Source organism: Alteromonas sp. DY56-G5, assembly GCF_041414725.1.
GTDB classification, from domain to species: Bacteria; Pseudomonadota; Gammaproteobacteria; order Enterobacterales; family Alteromonadaceae; genus Alteromonas; species Alteromonas macleodii.
Genome location: NZ_JANHZQ010000004.1, coordinates 1 through 19,618, shown reverse-complemented (window position 1 = coordinate 19,618; position 19,618 = coordinate 1). Strand labels below are relative to the sequence as shown.

Genomic DNA, 19,618 nt, shown 5'->3' with positions numbered 1-19,618 from the left:
ATAATTGTTGTTAGCGCCCTGCGTAAAAGTGCTGTGGTATGCAAATATGTTGTGCGGAAAATACAGCACTTGTCCAATTAATTGGACACATTTTTATACAAGCTAAATGGCACAACACGAACCTTGGCTATATATCCTTATAATGTATAGCTTGTATTCTGTGGATGTCGAGTCGACGGTGATAGAATTACGAAGTTAAACAAAGCAATAAGGCAAGAACGACATGAAAAAAAATATAGAGCCCTGCTACTACGGCGATTACCTGCAGCTTGATAAGATTTTGGGGGCGCAGGAATTACAGAGTGAGAAGTACGGTGACGCGGCGCACGAAGAAATGCTGTTCATTATTGTTCACCAAGTTTATGAGCTTTGGTTCAAGCAGGTTCTTCATGAATTAAATGCAGTAATTGATACGTTTAATCAAGAAACAGTTAAAGATCAGCAGCTAACGCTAGTGGTGCATCGCTTACAGCGAGTCATACAAATTCAAAAGTTAATGAACGATCAAATTGCTATCATGGAAACCATGACGCCACAGCAGTTTTTGTCGTTTAGGGACTACTTGGTGCCTGCGTCGGGCTTCCAAAGTATACAGTTCAAGCGTTTAGAAATATCACTAGGCCTAAAGCGTGATTTCAGAATCGACTTTGATAAGCAAAGCTTCTACAACCGTCTGACTGATAAAGATAGAGCGTTATTGGAAACCCTTGAAAGCAAACCCAGTTTGTTTGAGCTGGTCGACAAATGGCTTTCAAGAATGCCGCTTCTAAAAACGGAAGGTTTCGATTTTTGGCAATATTATAAAGATTCGGCAGACGAAATGTTGGAAGACGATCATCATACAATTTCAACTAGTGACATGCTATCTGATACAGAGCGGCGACAAGAGCTAAAAGACTTACAAGCAACGATGGAGAACTTTGATGCGTTGTTTGATGATACGCAGTTTGAAAAGTTAAGAGGCGAGGGCAAGTTCCGCTTGAGTCATAAAGCATTGCTTTCTGCATTATTTATAAAGCAGTACTCTGAAGAGCCTATCTTTAATCTGCCGTTCCAGCTTATTACCGCACTCACAGAGATAGACGAGCAACTCACTATATGGCGCTATCGTCACGCAATGATGGTTCAGCGCATGCTGGGCACTAAAATTGGCACTGGTGGATCGTCAGGACATCATTACCTCAAGAAGACCACTGAGTCTAATCGTATCTATTTAGACTTTTTTAACATGGCAACCTTCTTACTTCCCAAAAGTGCATTGCCAGAATTGCCTGAAACTGTAAGAAGACGACTGGGGTTTTATCTCCAATAGTTTGAAAAGTAAGCTTTTATGCGTTTTTTCTTACTGTTATTCGTCGCATTTTTCTCTGCATGAAATTTAAACGTAAACAACAAAATCAGTAAGTTAGCTGCACGTTTATGGTGCAGCTAACCGCATCCTATCGAAGAGTACTTGATTTTCATCCTGCCAATATGTCAATTATACAAAAGGATAATTTTAAAAAATCCTAATAAAAACATTAGTTTAATTCTGTTTTAAGGTGTTTTTAAAAAACCTAAACAGAGAAAAACTTTAATAAGAAATGAAAACCAGGGAAAAACAATGACGTTTAATAAAACGCTTACGGCGGTGGCTGTTGCCGCGTCGATGGGCCTCTCTGCGCCCGTATTTGCGCAAGAGTCCAAAGGTACAATTACTGGCACATCAGTATCAGCTAGTACAGAACAAGCTCTTGCTGGAGTAGAAGTTACTATTGTAAATCTGGAAACAGGGTTAACCAGAACTATTGTTACAGACAGTGACGGTAGATATACCTTTCCTCTTCTTCCACCTGGCAATTATAGCTTAACCGCTAAAAAAGATGGCTTCTCTGTTGCGCAAGAAAAACAATTCAGCGTAAGGCCTTCAGGTAAAACAAACTTGGATGTCGCTCTCGAAGCGGGTGATATCGAAAGAATCTCTGTGCGTGGAACTTCAATTTCCAATATCGATGTGACTTCGAGTGAGTCACAGCTATATGTTGACCAAGAGTTTATATCTAAAGTTCCAGTACCTCGCGATATTTCTTCAGTAGCGCTACTTGCTCCGGGTACCGTTTCTGGTGATTCCGACTTCGGTAACTATGCTTCGTTTGGCGGTTCTTCAGTTGGCGAAAACGTTTACTATGTGAACGGTATTAACGTTACAAACTTCCGTAACGGATTGGGGGGCTCAGAGCTTCCATTTGAAATGTACGAATCTTTCGAAGTAAAAACAGGTGGTTACTCAGCCGAGTTCGGGCGTTCAACAGGTGGTGTTATTAACGCACGAACCAAGAGCGGTAGCAATGAATTCAAATGGGGAGCCAGCGCATATTACGAGCCAGCAGCCCTTAGAGCTCACCAGCCCGACGTATTCTACAGAACTCAAGAAGATGCAGAAGAGGCTGGAACAGCCTATTACGTTGTTAACAAAGAAGACGAAACAGGTGAGACAAACGTCAACCTGTGGGCTTCTGGCGCGCTTATTGAAGACAAACTCTTTTTCTTCGGCTTAGTAAATCAAAAAGTACGTCAGCGTGATTACGCAGAGACTACAACGATCTACGACCGCGAAGGTAACGACACGTTACTCAGTGCAAAGCTTGATTGGTACATTACGCCCGAGCACATATTAGAATTTACGGCATGGGATAATACTGAAGAGCTAGAATCTGAAAAGTTCCTATATAGCCCAGATAGCGACAATGTGGGATCGTCGTTAGGTGAATATACGCTGGAGCGTGGCGGCACGACTTGGGGAGCTCAATATACAGGCATCATTACCGATGACCTTACCGTGAGTGCCCAATACTCGGTTAACAAAACGAGCTACAGCAATCTGAACAATGGCGCCAATCCGCTAGGTGATGCTCCGGTTATTTACGACAGATTTACCAACATAGAGTATGGTGCTTACGGCTTAACGACGCCTTCAGTTCAAGAAGATAAACGTACGGCTATTCGTTTTGACGTAGAGTGGTACGTTAATGCAGACCATGTCCTCAAAATTGGTATCGATAATGAGGACCTTGAGGCTTATGAAAATACTTCTCGCGCAGGTGGCGTTGCATACCGATATGAAAACTGTGGCGATAATCTAGATGAGCCGAGTAATGCAGACTGCCAAGTTCGCCAAGAGTTTTATGTAAACCAGGGCGACTTTGAGACCAAGAGCTTCGCTTATTATGTTGAAGATACTTGGACAGTGACAGACAACATTACTGCAAGAATTGGTCTTCGTAATGAAACCTTCGAAAACTTTAACAAAGCCGGTGAAAAATTTGTTGATGTAAGCGATCAGTGGGCACCACGTTTGGGCTTGAGCTGGGATGTAAAAGGTGACGGTGAGAGCAAAGTATTTGCAAACTACGGCCGCTACTATCTTCCAGTTGCGACGAATACAAACATTCGTCTGGCGGGTGATGAACTCTATACACGCCAGTATTTTGATGTTGAGTCAATAAATGATGATTTCACGCCTGTATTAGGCGAGGCTACTGGCAGTTTGACGGTATACAGTGACGGTACGCTTAAAGGAACGACAGAAACAGTCAATGCCGACCTCGACCCTATGTATCAAGATGAATATATTCTGGGTTATGAGCAAGTCATTAACGAATCTTGGAGCTTCGGTATCAAAGGAACTTACCGCGACCTGAAAAGCTCTCTGGAAGATATTGCTATCGATGCAGGCTTCGACGACTACATTCAACAAGAGTTTGGTTCATCGTGTACACTATGTTCTGGCTTCCATTATTATGTTTTAACAAACCCAGGCAACGATGTAAAAATTACCACAGATCCAGATGGAGATGGTGATGTACCATACGGAACATACACTATTCCTGCTGATATGTTGGGTTACCCTGAAGCTGAACGTCAGTATGCCGCGGTTGATTTGACTGTTGACCGAGCGTGGGATGATATTTGGATGATGAGCTTCACCTATACGTGGAGCCATAGTTGGGGTAACACTGAAGGTGCTGTTCGTTCTGATAATGACCAAACAGATTCTGGTTTAACAACAAACTTTGACCAACCAGGCCTTCTTGATGGCGCATATGGTAATTTACCGAATGACCGCCGTCATGCTGTTAAACTAACAGGTGCTTACCAGCTCTTTGAGAACTTTACACTGGGAGCAAACTTCCGTTGGACATCAGGTAGACCACTTAACTCTTTTGGTTATCACCCAACTGATCTTTTTGCAAGCTACTATGATGCGGAGTCATTTGTGAAAGATGGTGAGTTAGTTTCTCGTGGCTCTGAAGGTCGTACGCCTAGTACTTGGACTTTGGATTTGAGTGCAAAATACCTTATTGAGCTAGAGCAAGCGGACGTAGCACTTCGTGCTGACATCTTTAACCTATTCAACAATGATGATGCTACTCAGCTTAACGAAATAAACGAGCGTTATGCTGGACAAAGTGATGAAGGAATATTCCTTGGAGAATACAACCCAAGTTACGGGTTGCCTACATCTTTCCAAACGCCACGTTACGTGCGCTTCAGTGTAGAAGTAAATTTCTAAACAAGGTCGAAAGCCCAGCATAGTGCTGGGCTTCTTTTTTACTATGAATCATCTATTGCAAAAGTTAGTTTCAGCCTCAAAATCAGTCAATAAGTCACAGGTTGAGGCGATAGTTAGCGACTTAATCAACTTACAAGCACCTTTACAAGAAAGATGGGTTGGAGTAGGGCAAATAGCAAAATCGTTTGGCAGTTATAGACTAGCTAAGCGCTGTATCGAAAAAGCGCTTGAACAAAGCCAAAGTGATCAAATGGTAGCGCAAGCTTTGGGAATGCTCTCTGATTTAGGAAAAACCGAGTTGGCATACGAATACCTGCAGTCTATCGGCAACAGAGTGTCGTCTGTAGTGCTATTACACTTAAAAGGAGTACTCGCTTATCAACTGGGTTACTTCACTCAAGCAAAGCAGTCGCTTAGAGAAGTCTTAAGAACAGTCCCAACGTCAGGGGAAACACTCCACTTATTATCAACGATGTCTGATACAGAGGAAGCAAAAGAGCTACAGAAGGAACTAGATACCTTACTATCTAGCATGGACAAGGCCCCTTTATCAGTGTCCAAAGCATGCTTTTACAACGCCTTAGGGAATACCTACCTAAAAACCTCCGAAGTGGATACCGCTTACCAATATTTTGAAAAGTGCGCAGAAACCATGCGAGCGATCTCACCAAAGGATAAGTCATTTGATTACTCATTAATTGAGGATTGGAGAAACGAGAATGTTAAGTGCGCAGAGGTTAAGCCTTCTAGCTTCACAGACGAAAGCGTTTCAACGAAAAGCTCTCTAATTTTTATTTTAGGAATTCCTCGAACTGGAACAACGCTTGTAGAACAAGTCATCATTCAAAATACAGAAGCGCAGAGTGTGGGGGAAATAGATGCCTTTCCGATGGCAGTAGATAACGTATTAAAAACTAAAAATGCTCTAGAGCGCCTAAAAACACTCGCTCTTTTAGATGAAGAAAAATGCAGTATGATAGCTGACGAGTATTTTAAGATTTGTAGCGAATATGGGGTATCAAATGCCCTGATCGTTGACAAAAGCTTAAGTAACTTGCGATATGCTTATGCTATCAAGCACGTTTTTAATAAAGCAATCTTTGTTGTCACCAAAAGAAATGAAATTGATAACGCATGGTCAATATTCAAGACGCAATTTAGTAATAGTTTACATTGGTCTTGGGATATTAGAAAAATAAAAAGTTTTATTGATAATGAGTCTAGATTAGCGAAAATTTTGGCTAATTCTAAAGAGGTAGCACCAATAGTAATACAGCTAGAAACCTTGCAAGACCAGCCACAGGAAACAATAAAACAAGTAATTAATAGGGTTTACGAAAAGCAAGGCGCTACTCGTGAGACTGAGTTGCTATCTTTACCTCCATATGAAGCAGGAAGAGTTATTACAACAGCAGTAAGAACTGCAAGTATGTATCAGGCTCGACAGCCGATAAGCAGCGACCATGCCCACTCTAAAAACATCCCCCCCAAGTTCGAAAAAACATATTCAGAAATTCATTAGAAGAGTATCTGAACTGTAAGCGGCCGTCATCGATTTTGCTGTTCGCCGCATAGATGAGTTCATTAAACTTTAGTCTTGGTTTGAAGTGTATGAAAAGTGAGCTAAAAAAGCTTAGGCTTGTAAGGTATATGTAAAATGTAAGTTAATATTTACAGATTAGAGTTAAAAGACAAAAAAAAATTGAACTTTTGTGAAACACCCGTCTGATCCCAGTTGACCCTTCGCACAGGATGTGGTTATTATCAAAGTGAGGCTTTGACCTTACTAATAATAATTCGTTATATAAACGATTTAAGAAACACACACTAAGAGTTTTAGTGGTCCAGGGAGACAATACATGTTTACAAACTCTAAGCTGGCTAAATCAGTGAAGTTAGCGTGCGCATTCGGTGCTGCATCATCTATCGGCTTCACTGGTGCAGTTAACGCACAGGAAACCGAACAAGCAGCGGAAGCAGTAGAAAAAATCGAAGTAACAGGTTCACGTATCCGTCGTACAGACATCGAAGGTGCAAACCCAGTTACAGTAATGTCTCGAATCGACATTGAGCGATTTGGTGTAACGTCCATCGGTGACGTTCTTCAGGCTATCCCTTCTGCAGGTTCTGCTATTAACACCAACAACAACAACGGTGGTAATGGTACAACTACAATCAACATTCGTGGTATCGGTTCAAACCGTACTCTTGTTCTAGTTAACGGTAAACGTTGGGCTCCAGGTCTTACCGGTTCAGTTGACCTTAACAACATCCCAGCAGCAATTATCGAGCGTATCGAAGTACTTAAAGATGGTGCGTCTGCTGTATATGGCTCTGACGCGGTAGCTGGTGTTGTAAACATCATCACTCGTCAAGATTTTGAAGGCGTTCACGCGTCTGGCTACATGGGTCAGTACGATGAAGGCGATGGTAACAAAGAACAGTGGGATATCGGTTTCGGTACCTCTAACGACAAAGGTAACGTTTACTTTAATATTTCTTATGTAGAAGAAGAGCCAACATTCGCGGGTGATCGTGAAATTTCAGCGGTTCCCGTATTCGGTGCACCTACTGGTTACGGCGGTTCATCAGGTACACCTAATGGCCGTTTCTGGTACTTCGATGACGAAGGCACTTCTTTCAACGTTCAAAATGATGGCAACGGTGGTCTAATCCCGTGGACCGGAAGCAGCGCTTTCAACTTCGCGCCACTTAACTACCTTTCAACGCCTCAAGAACGCACCAATATTTATTCTCAGGGTCGTTATGAACTGACTGATAACCTTACTGTAAACGTCACAGGTTTTTACGGTAACCGTCGTTCGTCTCAGCTCCTAGCGCCTACACCTTTATTCGTGGGTAACGCAGCAGGTACTACCGGTATCACTATTGCGGCAAACAACCCTTTTAACCCAACGGGCTTAGACTTGACTGACGCAGCCGGTTTCGGTGAGCCTAACAGTCTATTCTTCGCTGGTCGTCGTATGCTTGAAGCTGGTTATCGTCAGTTCGCTCAGAACGTAGATCAATTCCAGTTTAACGGTGGTTTTGAAGGGGTTATCGAACTAGGTGATAAGGAGTTCTTCTGGGACGCGACTTACACTTACGCAGATATTACACAAAATACGTTGACTGACGGTTTGCTTAACATGGACCGTGTTGCATTGGCGCTAGGCGATGTTGACGCTTGTAACAATTCTGATGATGGATGTGTACCTCTGAATTTCTTTGGTGGCGCGACTGCAATCGGGGAAGGTACAATCACCCAAGAACAGCTTGATTACATTCAATTTACTGCACAAGATGCATTGAATTCTTCTCTAGAGAGCTACACTGCTAACCTTTCTGGTGAAATCATGGAGCTACCTGCGGGTTACCTTGCTTTTGCTACAGGTTATGAAAAGCGCTGGCAGTCTGGTTACGATCAGCCTGACGCATTAATTGCAGCGGGTATTACTTCTGGTAACTCTCGTCAGCCAACTTCAGGTTCATTTAGTGTTGAAGAATTCTATCTAGAGCTAGCTGTTCCTCTACTTTCAGATATGCCTGGCGTAGAGCAACTAGACCTTGAACTAGCGACTCGTTACTCTGACTACAGCAACTTTGGTGATACAACAAACTCTAAAGTTGGTCTTAAGTGGCGTGTAAACGAAGACTTAATCGTTCGTGGTACATGGTCTGAAGCGTTCCGTGCTCCTTCACTATCAGAGCTATTCTTGGGTAACAGCGATAGCTTCGTTACACTTCAAGACCCTTGTAACGGCGGTGAAGCAGGAAACCCAAGCGCACCAGGTTGTGCGGGTATCCCGTCAGCTTACGAGCAGCCTAACCCTCAAATCAGAACGACCGTTGGCGGTAACGCTGACCTACAGCCTGAAGAAGCAGAGAGCTTTACATACGGTTTAGTGTACTCTCCAGCACAAGTTGAAGGTTTATCAATTACGTTTGACGTATTTGATATCGAAGTTGACAACGCAGTATCAACTGTTGGCGCGCAAAGTATCCTAGATGCGTGTGCTGAGACTGGTACGCAATTCTGTTCACTAATCGAACGTAACTCTGGTGGTGTAGTAACTGAGCTATTCAACGGTCTTGTTAACCTTGGTGGTCAAACAACATCTGGTTTCGACTATAACGTTGCGTATAACTTCGAAACTGAATTTGGTGACTTCCGTCTTAACTGGGATGGTACTTATGTAGATGAGCGTACTACTATCATTGTTGACCCTGTAACTGGTGAGTCAATTACAGAGAATGACGCAGGTCGCGCTTTTGACCGTGACGTAATTCCACGTCTTCGTACTAACCTGTCTGTTACTTGGGCATATGAAGATTGGACCGCAAACTACCTAGTACGCTTCATTGGTCACACCACAGAAGCTTGTTCGTTCGGTGACGATACGGATGAGAATGGTAACTACCTAGAAGATACACTATGTAGCGATCCAGGTGAGACTACATTTGATGATGACGGTAACCTAGTTAAAGATAGCTTTAACGAGCTTGAAGATATGGCTTACCACGATGTGTCTGTTGGTTATGCAGTTACTGATAACCTTCGTCTAACGCTTGGTGTTAACAACCTTTGGGATACTGACCCAGAAGTTTCTTACACTACTTTTGCGAATAGCTTCGACCCATCAATGTATGAAATCCCTGGAAGATTCTTCTACGGTCGTGTAAATCTTGAATTCTAATTCAATGATTGCATAAGATTTTCAAAAATTTAAAGGCCTCGTAAGAGGCCTTTTTTGTAGGAGAATATTGTGAAGAGCATTGAACAACTCCTGACAAAAGCAGATTTGCATTTTCAAAGGAACGAATACAGTCAAGCTTATGATTGTTTACGCATTGCTGGTCAGTCAGGACATTTGTATGCCGCATTAGACTACGCTTATCACATCGCACCAAATAGCCCCAAAGCAGCTATCGACTATCTGAGCGCATTACCAGACAACTCAAAACCTACTGTAAGGTTTCACTGTTTACTCATTTCACGGTTTTATCTATTTAAAGAAATGAATTATGAGCTGGTGAGTGAGCTCGTCAGGCTTGCTTCAGCAGGGCATGCAGAGTCCTTAATTGTATTACTTAGTTGGACTGAGCAAAACACATCGGTTTACGCTCAATTGAAGGGTACATTAGGTCGCCATAATCCCAACATTTATCGTCAATTGTTCATGGGAGACCCTAATTACGCCGATGTTTCTACGTCTTTATGTGAAGATACAACCATCACCACGGTACTTGAAAAGCAAACCTCGCTACTAAATAAAACTAAAACTGCTGTTGATAGCAACGGTATCGTTTGTGAAATGAGCGGCGTACTGTCAGATATTGAATGTGACTACATGCTTCTTCGATACAAAAGTTTACTTCAGCCATCTATGGTTCTAAATCCATTGAATGGTAATCCCATGAAAGATGATATTCGCACGAGTGAGGTCGCTATTATCACTAATCAATGGGTAGATTGGATAAGTCGCGAAGTAGAAGTGAAGATGAGCCGTATGTCTGATACAAAACCTCAGCATGGTGAACCACTAAATTTACTGAGGTACAAAGATGGCCAAGAATACAAACCGCATTATGATGGGTTTACTGATACTCAACTAAAGCAAACCAGTATTATTGAAGAGGGAGGCCAGCGTACCCATACGATACTGGCATACTTGAATTCATTGAGTGAGGGCGCTACTCACTTTCCCAAATTAGGGATAACGATCTTTCCAGAAAAGGGAAAACTAGTGAGTTTTCTTAACGTTGATAAAAATTTGGCCTTAGAAAAACAGAGTTATCATTGTGGCCAACCTGTCTTCACAAACGAGAAATGGATGCTTACAAAATGGGTGAGGTCAAATCGCACCGAATATGGTACGTTAGTTTTCGGAAGTAATTGTAAATAAATGTTCAAGGAAGCAAAATGAAAAAATTTATCCTAGTAAGTCTAGTGACAGCATTCGCAATCTCTGGATGTAATTCAACATCAAACTCTTCATCAAGCGATGTGGCAAGTAACGAAGACGACGGTATGGTGTGTAAGATGGAGCGAAAAGTCGGTTCAAATATGATGCGCCGAGTTTGCTATACAGCAGAAGAAAGGGAAATGATGGAAGAGGCCGCACGCGAAAGCTGGACTCGTATGCAAAGAGGGACTGAAACTTCAGGCTCAGGCTTGTAATGTGAACGAAGGCTACTATAAAGTAGCCTTCTCGTTTCTAACGCTACTTATTAAAATGACAAAGCAAATTGAACAAGCCCTTAAACAACAGAATTTTGATCTCGCTACAGCGCTTTATTTAGAGTGGTACGAATCTTCTCCCCTAGACTTCAATATCGAAGGTAGCCAGCCTTCACGTGTTAAAGCTACACATATTGCTAACGCCGCAAATCTAGCGCGAAGAGCAGGTTTCAACGAACTGCAGTTTGTTAAAGATATATCTCCGCGATTAGGTGAAATGGTCAAAGTTTTGTTTGGTCTTGCACAACCTTCTTTTTCAAACCCGCTTCAACGACCTAATTTCATTTATATTCCTGAGCTTACCAGTAAACCGTTTTACGATATTCAGGAATGTGAAGGATTAAAGAGTTGGATACAGAGATTGCAGCCTTTTAAAGATGAGTTGTTGGATATAGGCAAAGTATCAAAAAGCAAATATGTTGAAGAGTTTGAAAATCTACCGAATTTGGAAGAGTGGAACAAGCTAAGAGATGAATGGCTCTCTACCCATCTAATAAAAGGTGGGGAACACAGTGAAGTGTTTAAATCGTTAAGTGAACCGCTCCGTGAAGTATTGGAAAGGGCACCATTGGCGCATTGTCCACCTCATGCACCTGAAATGTTTGTTTCTGTGCTAGAGCCTGGGGCATACATCCCTCCGCATTACGGAATTTCAAATTGTAAGCTTACTGTGCATATACCTTTAAAAGTCACAAAACATGCATCGTTGAAAGCGGGAGACGAAATATTCAAGTGGGAAAATGAACAATCCGCGATGATCTTCGATGATAGCTTTCTACATTCCGCAAAAAATGAGAGCGATGAAGTAAGAATTGTGCTTATTTTTGATATATGGCATCCAGACTTATCTTCGTTAGAAAAGGAAGGATTGGCAAAGTTTATGACAAAATTTGCTGTCTGGAACAATGGGGTAGGTAAGTTAGCTAACTTAGATGCACAGTTACGAAGAAAATAATAATAGTATGAATATAGTACAACAGCTCGTCTCAGCTTATAACCAAAAACAATATCAGCAGATTATCCAATTTATTGAGAAGCAGTTATTTCTGTTGCAAAAAGACCCTGTATTTATTCAACTATTCTGTGGCTCGCTTCGCCAAGTTCAGCGAGTGAAAGAAGCTGAGAAATATTTAGTAAAAGGGCTGAAGAAATTTAAAAATCACCCCGAATTATCAAATGCTTTAGGTAATTTATACCTATCCACTCGGCGAATTGACCTGGCAGTATCGATCTTTCAAAAGGCGAGTGAATCAGCGCCTAATAATGTTGATTTACACTATAATTTGGCACGTGCACTAATTGAAAAAAATGCGTTAAAGCAAGCGCGTATAGCAGCAGAAAAAGTTCTAACGTTAGTGCCGAATCACGTGCAAACGAAGCTAATTTTGGCAGACATTTTTTCGAAGCAATCAGACTTTAATGAAGCCATAATCGTCTTAAAAGATGTCTTAGCTATTAGTCCAGAAAATATTGTTGCTTTGAACAATATCGCCAATTTGTATCGCAAAATTGAAGACTATGAACAAGCATTAAAGCATTTTGAATTAGCGCTTTCTAAAACTAATGCTAACCCTACTATTTTAAGAAATTATGCAGCAGTACTCGCGCTATCAAATCAAAGAGAGCGCGCGGAAATGGTGTATCTGAAAGCATTGAAAGTTGCACCATCTGATTGGGAGCTTCAGGAGGAGCTGGCCAAGTTTCTATGGGAAGAGGGAGTTGATGCGCCATTTGTTCATATTGAGTCATATATCAAACGACAACCTGAAGACGATAGCTTCAGGTTTCGTTTTATTCAGTTGCTAATACAAGCAGACGAATATCATGCGGCAAAAGAGCAATTAGACTTACTTACTACAGAAGCGATTAAGACTCACGAAATTGCGCCATTGAGGGCCAGAGTGCTCAGAGAACTAGGTGAGTATGAGGCTTCTATTGTTGAAATAGAAAATGCCAAAATACAGTCAAATAAAGTGGCGCTATTAAGTGAGAAGGGCTATTCGCTGCTTTGTTTGGGGCGCGCAAAAGAAGCACTCAACTGCTTCAACCAATTGATAAAAATAGAACCACTAAACCAAGGTTGGTGGACAATGTTATCTACATGTTGGTCTATGGCCGAACAAGAAAACCGTTATAAATGGTTGTGCGACTATGACAAGCTTGTTTACGTTAACGCTATTAAATCTAGTCCAGTTGATACTGCTAATTTCAATGAAAAACTAAAAACTGCCCTTGTAGAAAAACATCAGAATCAACGGCATCCTATTGGACAATCATTGAAGAATGGGACGCAAACATATGAAGATTTATTCGTCACATCCTCACCTATCATTAAAGAATTGTCGGAAAACATTTTAGCGCAGGCAAAACTATTTACCGCGCAACAGTGTGCAGACAAAACCCATCCGTTTTTATCACGGTTAAGCGATAAGCTTAAATATATCGGTTCTTGGTCAGTAAGATTAAGAAATGGAGGCTTTCATAAGTCTCACTACCATCCAGAAGGATGGTTAAGCGGCGTTTACTATGTGGATGTGCCTAAAGCCGTTAATACGGATGGGCAAGGCTGGTTGATGTTTGGTAGGGCTGATATTGCGAATCAACGATTTGAAGGGGATTATGCAGTCAAACCCGAAGGGGGAACGGTCGTTCTGTTTCCTTCATATATGTGGCATGGCACTAACGCCTTTACCACTGATGAACAAAGATTAACCGTTGCCTTCGATATTATTCCAAACGAAAACTAAACGTAGTTACACTTTTTCTAGCTTAAACGCCAGGGTGTAGCGGGGCGTGTAACAAATTCTATTGGGCGGTCTGCCGACGTGTTTGATCGCACCATGGAAAATTGCAACACGAGCAGGTTTTGGTGTGCACGCGAATAAGCAATCGTCGTTGTTGTCATAGAACAACGTTTCTCCTCCCCACTCAATGTCCCATTCAGGTGCAATATAAACCAAAACAGTGAACTCATTCGCATCAGGTGCACAATCTGTGTGCGTAAAAAGCATATCTCCATACGATGCGTGATTCACATATCCTCTATAAGCACTAAAATCTTGTTTTGTAATACCGCGAATGGCCTCAATCGCTCTGTGGTATACGGGGAGGGTTCTAATTTGCTCAGATGTTAGATTCACTGCCCAATGCCGATATTCTTGTGTATCAGGTCTAGCAATTTCGTCTCGCTTGAACGCGCTTACTTGTAAACCTTTGAATAAGCTTTCCGCTTCTGCCTGAGTACAAAGGTCGTCGAAGATCCACAGGGGTTTGTTCTCAATCGTAATGTGGTGAGTTGGCGTGAATGTCATTGCATACTCGTCTGTATTTTGGATTTTTCATGAAGTTTATATGATTAGCCCTTCTTTTAATAGCAAGTAACATCTAGGTTAAAAATCATATCTAATTTCTGCGAGTAGCCAGAAATGCGCGCTGATAAATTGTTAAATAAACTTGGTAATTGATTATTAGTTAATCGATTAAGGTGTCAGTGATGCTCCATTCTTGTTTGATGTCATTATTTTGGAATGAAATCTGCACTGCTAATGAACACAAATTAGGCAGACGGAATGAAATCTACTAGGTGTAAACAGTGTGTTACTTGACTAAACGTAACATTCCATGTGAGTATAATACGTTCGTAGTACTGACAATTGACGTCGGCGCTACATTCCTGAAACAAAATTGTGAAAGTTTTATACGCCCCTTGCCCGAATATTTTCCTATCGGCGAGGATTCAAATAAGAAATTTGGTTGGGAACTATGTCCAAAATGAGCAAGAGAACTCTTATTGCTTCTACTGTTATGGGTGCATTCGCACTAACAGGTAGCGCAGTCTCTGCAGATACGCTTGAAGATCTTCATAAAGAAGAAGCGAAAATCCACGCGGCTGCAGCGAAATCTCAAGAAAAAATCAATACGTTGTTTGAACAGTCTCAAGAACTACTTGTTGAGTATCGTCAAACAGTAGATGAGACAGAAAACCTTAAAATCTACAACGATTACATCGCAAGCCTAGTTGCAGACCAGCAACGCGGTATCGATTCATTACAACGTCAGATCGACAGCATCGAACAAACTAAGCAGGGCATCGTTCCTCTTATGTTCCGCATGATCGACAGCCTAGAGCAGTTCATCAAGCTAGACCGTCCAATTCACTTAGACGAGCGTCTACAGCGTGTTGAGCGTCTTCGCGACCTTATGGCTAACTCTAACGTAACTGTTTCAGAACAGTTCCGTCAGGTACTAGAAGCTTACCTAGTAGAAGTTGAATACGGTACTAAGATCAACTCTTACCAAGGTACTATCGACGACGCAGGCACAGAAGTTACTGTTGACTTCTTTAACCTAGGTCGTACGGCGCTAGTTGCACTTTCTCTAGACCAAACTCACGCATGGGTATGGAACAACGAAAGCCGCGCATGGGAAAAACTGGGTGACGAGTACCTGTCTTCAGTTGTTGACGCAGTTAAAATGGCTAACAACGTCATTCCTGCGGATCTGATTAAACTACCAATTAGCGCAGCGGAGTAATTGTTAATGAAACCAGTATTCAAATCTCTTTTAGCCGCTGCGACAGTTGCAGTTGCAGCAACCGGAGCGCAGGCTCAGGAAGCAAAGAGCCTGAAAGACCTTCTAGACCAGGTTCAACAGAACCGCGTTTCTGAAGCTCGCCTAGATAAGCAACGCGAAGCTGAGTTCCAATCAGCACGTGCTGACAAGCAAGCACTTCTTCGCAAAGCACAAGCAGATCTTAAAGCTGAACAAGCTCGTGGTGACCGTCTACAGAAGCAATTCTCAGACAACGAAGTTACATTAAACGAGAAAGCTGCTGAGCTAGACCAAGCTACAGGTACACTTGGTGAAATGTTCGGTGTGGTACGTCAAGCATCTTCTGAAGCTTACGGCCGTATCTCTACATCAATCGTAAGTGCACAATTCCCTGGCCGTGGTCAGTTCCTTGCTGAAATGTCAGAAGACTCTAAAGGTCTTCCAAACATTAAAGAACTTGAAGACCTATGGTTTGCTCTTCAGAAAGAAATGACTGAAGGCGGTGAAGTAGTTAAGTTCACTACAGAAGTTGTTAACCTTGACGGCGGTTCTTCACAGCAAGAAGTTGTTCGTGTTGGTACTTTCAACCTTGTTGGTGAAGCTGGTTACCTAGCGTATGACGCTGAAGCTGAAGTTGTTCAGCCTCTTGGTCGTCAACCAGATGGTCACTTTGTAGCTTCTGCTGACGAACTAATCGGCGCTAGTTCTGGTTTTGTTCCTTTCTTTGCTGACCCTTCTCAAGGTGCAATCCTTGGTCTATTGAAGCAAAAAGCGACAATGTCTGAGCGTTATCATGCTGGTGGTCCAGTTGGTTACACAATCACAATTATGCTTGCGATTGGCCTACTAATTGGTATCTACAAAATGATCACACTAACGATCACTGGTGGAAAAATGCGTTCACAGCTTAAGAACGTAAACAATCCTTCAGAAGGTAACCCACTAGGTCGTATCCTTAAAGTTTACCAAGAGAACAAGACTGCTGATGCAGAAAACCTTGAGCTTAAACTTGATGAAGCGATTCTTCGCGAGCTTCCAAAAATTGAAAGCGGCATCAACGTTATCAAGATCTTCGCAGCGATTGCTCCTCTACTAGGTCTACTAGGTACAGTACTAGGTATGATCGAGACATTCCAAACCATCACACTATTCGGTACAGGTGACCCACGTATGATGGCAGGAAGTATCTCTATGGCTCTTGTAACTACTGCTCAAGGTATTATCGCGGCTCTGCCTCTAATCCTTACTCACAGCATCGTAGCTTCTCGTAGCAAGTCAATCATCCACATTCTTGATGAGCAAACTGCGGGTATCGTAGCTGCTCACTCAGAGTCGGAGAAAGCGTAATATGAATTACCTGATTGGATTATTCGAATCGGTCAGGGACTTTATCGCTACCGGCGGTGACGTACTATACTTCGTTGCTGCCGCGCTCTTTCTCATGTGGGTTTTAATGATTGAGCGTTACTGGTATTTAACCTCGGTCTTCCCAAAGGTGAAGAAAAACATCATCGCGAATTGGGATGCCCGAGCAGATACCACATCATGGTATGCGCATAGAATCCGTGACGCGTGGATTTCTCAAGCGTCAGACGATCTTAACGCTAGAATGCTGATTATCAGAACCATTATTGCAATGTGTCCACTAATCGGTCTACTTGGAACAGTAACCGGTATGATCAGTGTTTTCGAGACAATGGCAACACAGGGCACCAGCAACGCTCGTCTAATGGCAGCTGGTATCTCTATGGCAACGATCCCGACAATGGCGGGAATGGTAGCCGCGCTATCTGGACTGTTCATCAGTTCACGTCTTGAAGCGAAAGTGAAGCTGGCAAGAGAAGGGCTAGTTGATAGCCTGCCACATCATTAGAGAGAGAGATTATGGCTCGAAAAGTCAGAACCGAGGAAGAAGATGCACAGATCGACATGACGCCCATGTTGGATATCGTGTTTATCATGCTGATCTTCTTTATCGTTACCACTGTTTTCGTTAAAGAAGCAGGGATCGAAGTCAACAAGCCAGATGCGAGCCAGGCGATTCTTCACAAAAATGCAAACATTTTCATCGCCGTAACTGAAGACGGAAATGTATGGCTAGATAAGCGTGAAGTTGCGCCGGACAGCGTAAGAGCGAATATTGAAAGACTGCTTACCGAGCAGCCTACTGACTACGTAATCATTCAAGCTGACGTAAAAGCGAAGCATGGTTTAGTAGTTGAGATTATGGATCAGGTTAAAGCCGCTGGCGTTAACCGAGTCTCGGTAGCGGCAAGGGGATAAGATGTTACGTATAATTGTATCTATACTTTTAGGTGCTGGTGTTGCATTTGCCCTTTTCGTTCTAATGGCCAAGTTGATTGAAAATTCATCTAGACCAGCAGACGAAGTACCGCCTGCACCGGTTATCGATATTGTAATGCAGGAACCAGACGACCAGACGCAAACGCGTACTCGTGTTCCACCACCACCGCCACCTCCGCCTCCACAGCCTCCTAAAATGGAGCAAGTAGAGCCGGAAACAGCGGAACCTGATGCAGATGGCTTTAGCTTAGCTATTCCAGCTATCGACACAGGTGGTGTTGGTGTAAACATCGGTGGTGTTGGTGCAATGCAGCGTGATGGTGAAGCAACACCTATCGTTCGTATCGACCCGAAATATCCACCTGATGCAGCCCGTGACGGCCGTGAAGGTTGGGTAAGACTGTCTTTCACTATCAACGAAGTTGGTGGTGTTGAAGATATCGAAGTTATTGAAGCTGAACCTAAGCGCGTATTCGACCGTGAAGCACGTCGTGCTCTACGTAAGTGGAAATACAAGCCTAAGATCGTTGATGGCAAGCCAGTTAAACAACCTGGCATGTTCGTACAGCTAGACTTTAAACTGGAGCAATGATCATGATGAAACGTACATTCAAAATGTCAGCCGTTGCTTTAGTGCTAGGCGCAGGTGCGGTGCTTTCAGCACCCGCTGCCCTAGCGCAGTCAGCACCTGTTGTTTGTCCTGGATATGAGAAAGGAAAAACAACGCTTGTAGGTGAGCGTACCGGTAAAAAAGTTCAGAAAGCTTTTGAGTTCTACAATGAAGACCAAGTTAATGAAGCATTAAACGTACTTTACGAAATCGACGCATCTGACGATTTCGATAGAGCTTACGTAAAGCGTTTTATTGGTAACTTACTTGCTGCGCAAGAAGGTCAAGGTGGTAAAGCTTTAGGGTATTTGGTTGAATCAGTTGAACCAAAAGTTCTAAACGACCTTGAACACTCTCAAACACTTAAATTACTAGGTGATTTGAGCATGCAGGAAGAGAAGTACACTGATGCCATTAAATGGTATAACAAGTGGATGGACTTCACGTGTAAAGAAGATGCAGACGTATATACGCGTTTGGCACAGGCTTACTTTGAATCTAAGCAACTAGCGAAGATGGTTGAGCCAGCAGACAAAGCGATTGCTTTGTATGAAGAGCCAAACAAAAACCCGTATGTATTAAAGCTAACTTCTTTCTACGAGCGTAAGATGTACCCTGAAACGGTTGCTGTGGCAGAAGATCTTGTTAGAACTTTCCCTCAGGAAAAAACGTGGTGGTCACGTCTTGGCTTTTTCTACATCTTAGTTGAAGACTATAAGAAAGGTCTTTCAACGCTAGAACTTGCTTATATGCAGGGCTATCTAGAGAAAGAGTCAGAAATAAAGACGCTTGCTCAGCTTTATCAAAGTAACGGTATGCCTTACAAGGCGGCCAAGTTGCTTGAAAAGCACGTGAAAGAAGGCTTGCTAAAAAATGATGCCGATATGTTAGCAAACGTAGCTAATGCTTATCACCAGGCAAAGAACTTCAAAACAGCTGCCGACTTGTATGCACAAGCTGCTGCTAAGAGTTCAGACCCTGAGCATTATCGTAAGCAAGGTACACTTTTACTTGTAGCGGAAGACTACAAAGGCGCTATTAAAGCACTAGAGAATGCTCTAGAGCGTGGTGCTGAAGACCCTGAGAAGATTCACTTCACGTTAATGGAAGCGAACTTCTACGCAGGTAACTTCAAGTCTGCTTACAAGCACGTACAAGAAGCTAAGAAAGATCGCTCTCTACGCCGCAACGCTGCAGCGTGGGAACCTTATATCAAGGAAAAAGCGAAGAACCGCGGTATTAGTATCTAATATGTGGTTTTAGCAAAAAAGCCTCCCTTTGGGAGGCTCAGACTGTTGAAAAAGCCCTAGACGAAAGTCTGGGGCTTTGATCTAATAGGCATAGTGAAATTCGGAGTGTT

Annotated in this window: 15 protein-coding genes; 14 read left to right on the top strand and 1 reads right to left on the bottom strand. The window is 42.6% G+C overall.

Annotated elements, in window-relative coordinates; translation table 11 throughout:
• Window positions 1–223: 223 nt before the first annotated feature.
• From NO989_RS02695 to NO989_RS02660, 8 genes are all read left to right on the top strand, one after another.
• Entirely contained in the window at window positions 224–1,312 is a 1,089-nt protein-coding gene (locus tag NO989_RS02695) for a tryptophan 2,3-dioxygenase family protein (protein WP_371342008.1), read from the top strand.
• A 291-nt stretch (window positions 1,313–1,603) separates the two neighbouring features.
• A complete protein-coding gene (locus tag NO989_RS02690; protein ID WP_371342007.1) occupies window positions 1,604–4,552 on the top strand; it encodes a TonB-dependent receptor domain-containing protein in 2,949 nt (982 codons plus the stop codon).
• 43 nt (window positions 4,553–4,595) lie between these two features.
• Window positions 4,596–6,074 carry a sulfotransferase gene (locus NO989_RS02685; RefSeq protein ID WP_371342006.1) on the top strand — a complete coding sequence of 493 codons (1,479 nt, stop codon included), beginning with the start codon at window positions 4,596–4,598 and terminating at the stop codon, window positions 6,072–6,074.
• Window positions 6,075–6,411: 337 nt separating this feature from the next.
• Window positions 6,412–9,249: a TonB-dependent receptor gene (locus tag NO989_RS02680; protein WP_371342005.1), complete on the top strand. Its 2,838-nt coding sequence runs from the start codon at window positions 6,412–6,414 to the stop codon at window positions 9,247–9,249.
• A gap of 69 nt (window positions 9,250–9,318) precedes the next feature.
• Window positions 9,319–10,458 carry a 2OG-Fe(II) oxygenase gene (locus NO989_RS02675; RefSeq protein ID WP_239299862.1) on the top strand — a complete coding sequence of 380 codons (1,140 nt, stop codon included), beginning with the start codon at window positions 9,319–9,321 and terminating at the stop codon, window positions 10,456–10,458.
• A 17-nt stretch (window positions 10,459–10,475) separates the two neighbouring features.
• On the top strand, window positions 10,476–10,733 hold the full coding sequence (locus NO989_RS02670; protein ID WP_239299860.1) for a hypothetical protein: 258 nt from the start codon (window positions 10,476–10,478) through the stop codon (window positions 10,731–10,733).
• A gap of 1 nt (window position 10,734) precedes the next feature.
• Entirely contained in the window at window positions 10,735–11,748 is a 1,014-nt protein-coding gene (locus tag NO989_RS02665; protein ID WP_039226425.1) for an aspartyl/asparaginyl beta-hydroxylase domain-containing protein, read from the top strand.
• Window positions 11,749–11,755: 7 nt separating this feature from the next.
• Window positions 11,756–13,540 (top strand): putative 2OG-Fe(II) oxygenase, encoded by a 1,785-nt coding sequence (locus NO989_RS02660; RefSeq protein ID WP_371342004.1) that lies wholly within the window; start codon window positions 11,756–11,758, stop codon window positions 13,538–13,540.
• A 6-nt stretch (window positions 13,541–13,546) separates the two neighbouring features.
• Here the strand turns inward: NO989_RS02660 and NO989_RS02655 are convergent, their stop codons facing one another.
• Window positions 13,547–14,104, bottom strand: a complete 558-nt coding sequence (locus NO989_RS02655) for a 2OG-Fe(II) oxygenase (RefSeq protein WP_014975937.1) — start codon at window positions 14,102–14,104, stop codon at window positions 13,547–13,549.
• A gap of 460 nt (window positions 14,105–14,564) precedes the next feature.
• Here NO989_RS02655 and NO989_RS02650 point away from each other — a divergent pair, with 460 nt between their 5' ends.
• The 6 genes from NO989_RS02650 to NO989_RS02625 are packed head-to-tail and all read left to right on the top strand — an operon-like array spanning window position 14,565 to window position 19,508.
• Window positions 14,565–15,326, top strand: a complete 762-nt coding sequence (locus NO989_RS02650; RefSeq protein WP_014948702.1) for a DUF3450 domain-containing protein — start codon at window positions 14,565–14,567, stop codon at window positions 15,324–15,326.
• A gap of 6 nt (window positions 15,327–15,332) precedes the next feature.
• Window positions 15,333–16,691, top strand: coding sequence for a MotA/TolQ/ExbB proton channel family protein (locus tag NO989_RS02645; protein ID WP_014975938.1), 1,359 nt, complete (start codon window positions 15,333–15,335; stop codon window positions 16,689–16,691).
• Between the two features lies 1 nt (window position 16,692).
• Window positions 16,693–17,217, top strand: a complete 525-nt coding sequence (locus NO989_RS02640) for a MotA/TolQ/ExbB proton channel family protein (RefSeq protein ID WP_012517736.1) — start codon at window positions 16,693–16,695, stop codon at window positions 17,215–17,217.
• 11 nt (window positions 17,218–17,228) lie between these two features.
• Window positions 17,229–17,627: a biopolymer transporter ExbD gene (locus NO989_RS02635; RefSeq protein ID WP_012517737.1), complete on the top strand. Its 399-nt coding sequence runs from the start codon at window positions 17,229–17,231 to the stop codon at window positions 17,625–17,627.
• A gap of 1 nt (window position 17,628) precedes the next feature.
• On the top strand, window positions 17,629–18,240 hold the full coding sequence (locus NO989_RS02630; RefSeq protein ID WP_014948704.1) for an energy transducer TonB: 612 nt from the start codon (window positions 17,629–17,631) through the stop codon (window positions 18,238–18,240).
• A gap of 2 nt (window positions 18,241–18,242) precedes the next feature.
• Window positions 18,243–19,508 (top strand): hypothetical protein, encoded by a 1,266-nt coding sequence (locus tag NO989_RS02625; RefSeq protein WP_371342003.1) that lies wholly within the window; start codon window positions 18,243–18,245, stop codon window positions 19,506–19,508.
• Window positions 19,509–19,618 lie beyond the last annotated feature (110 nt).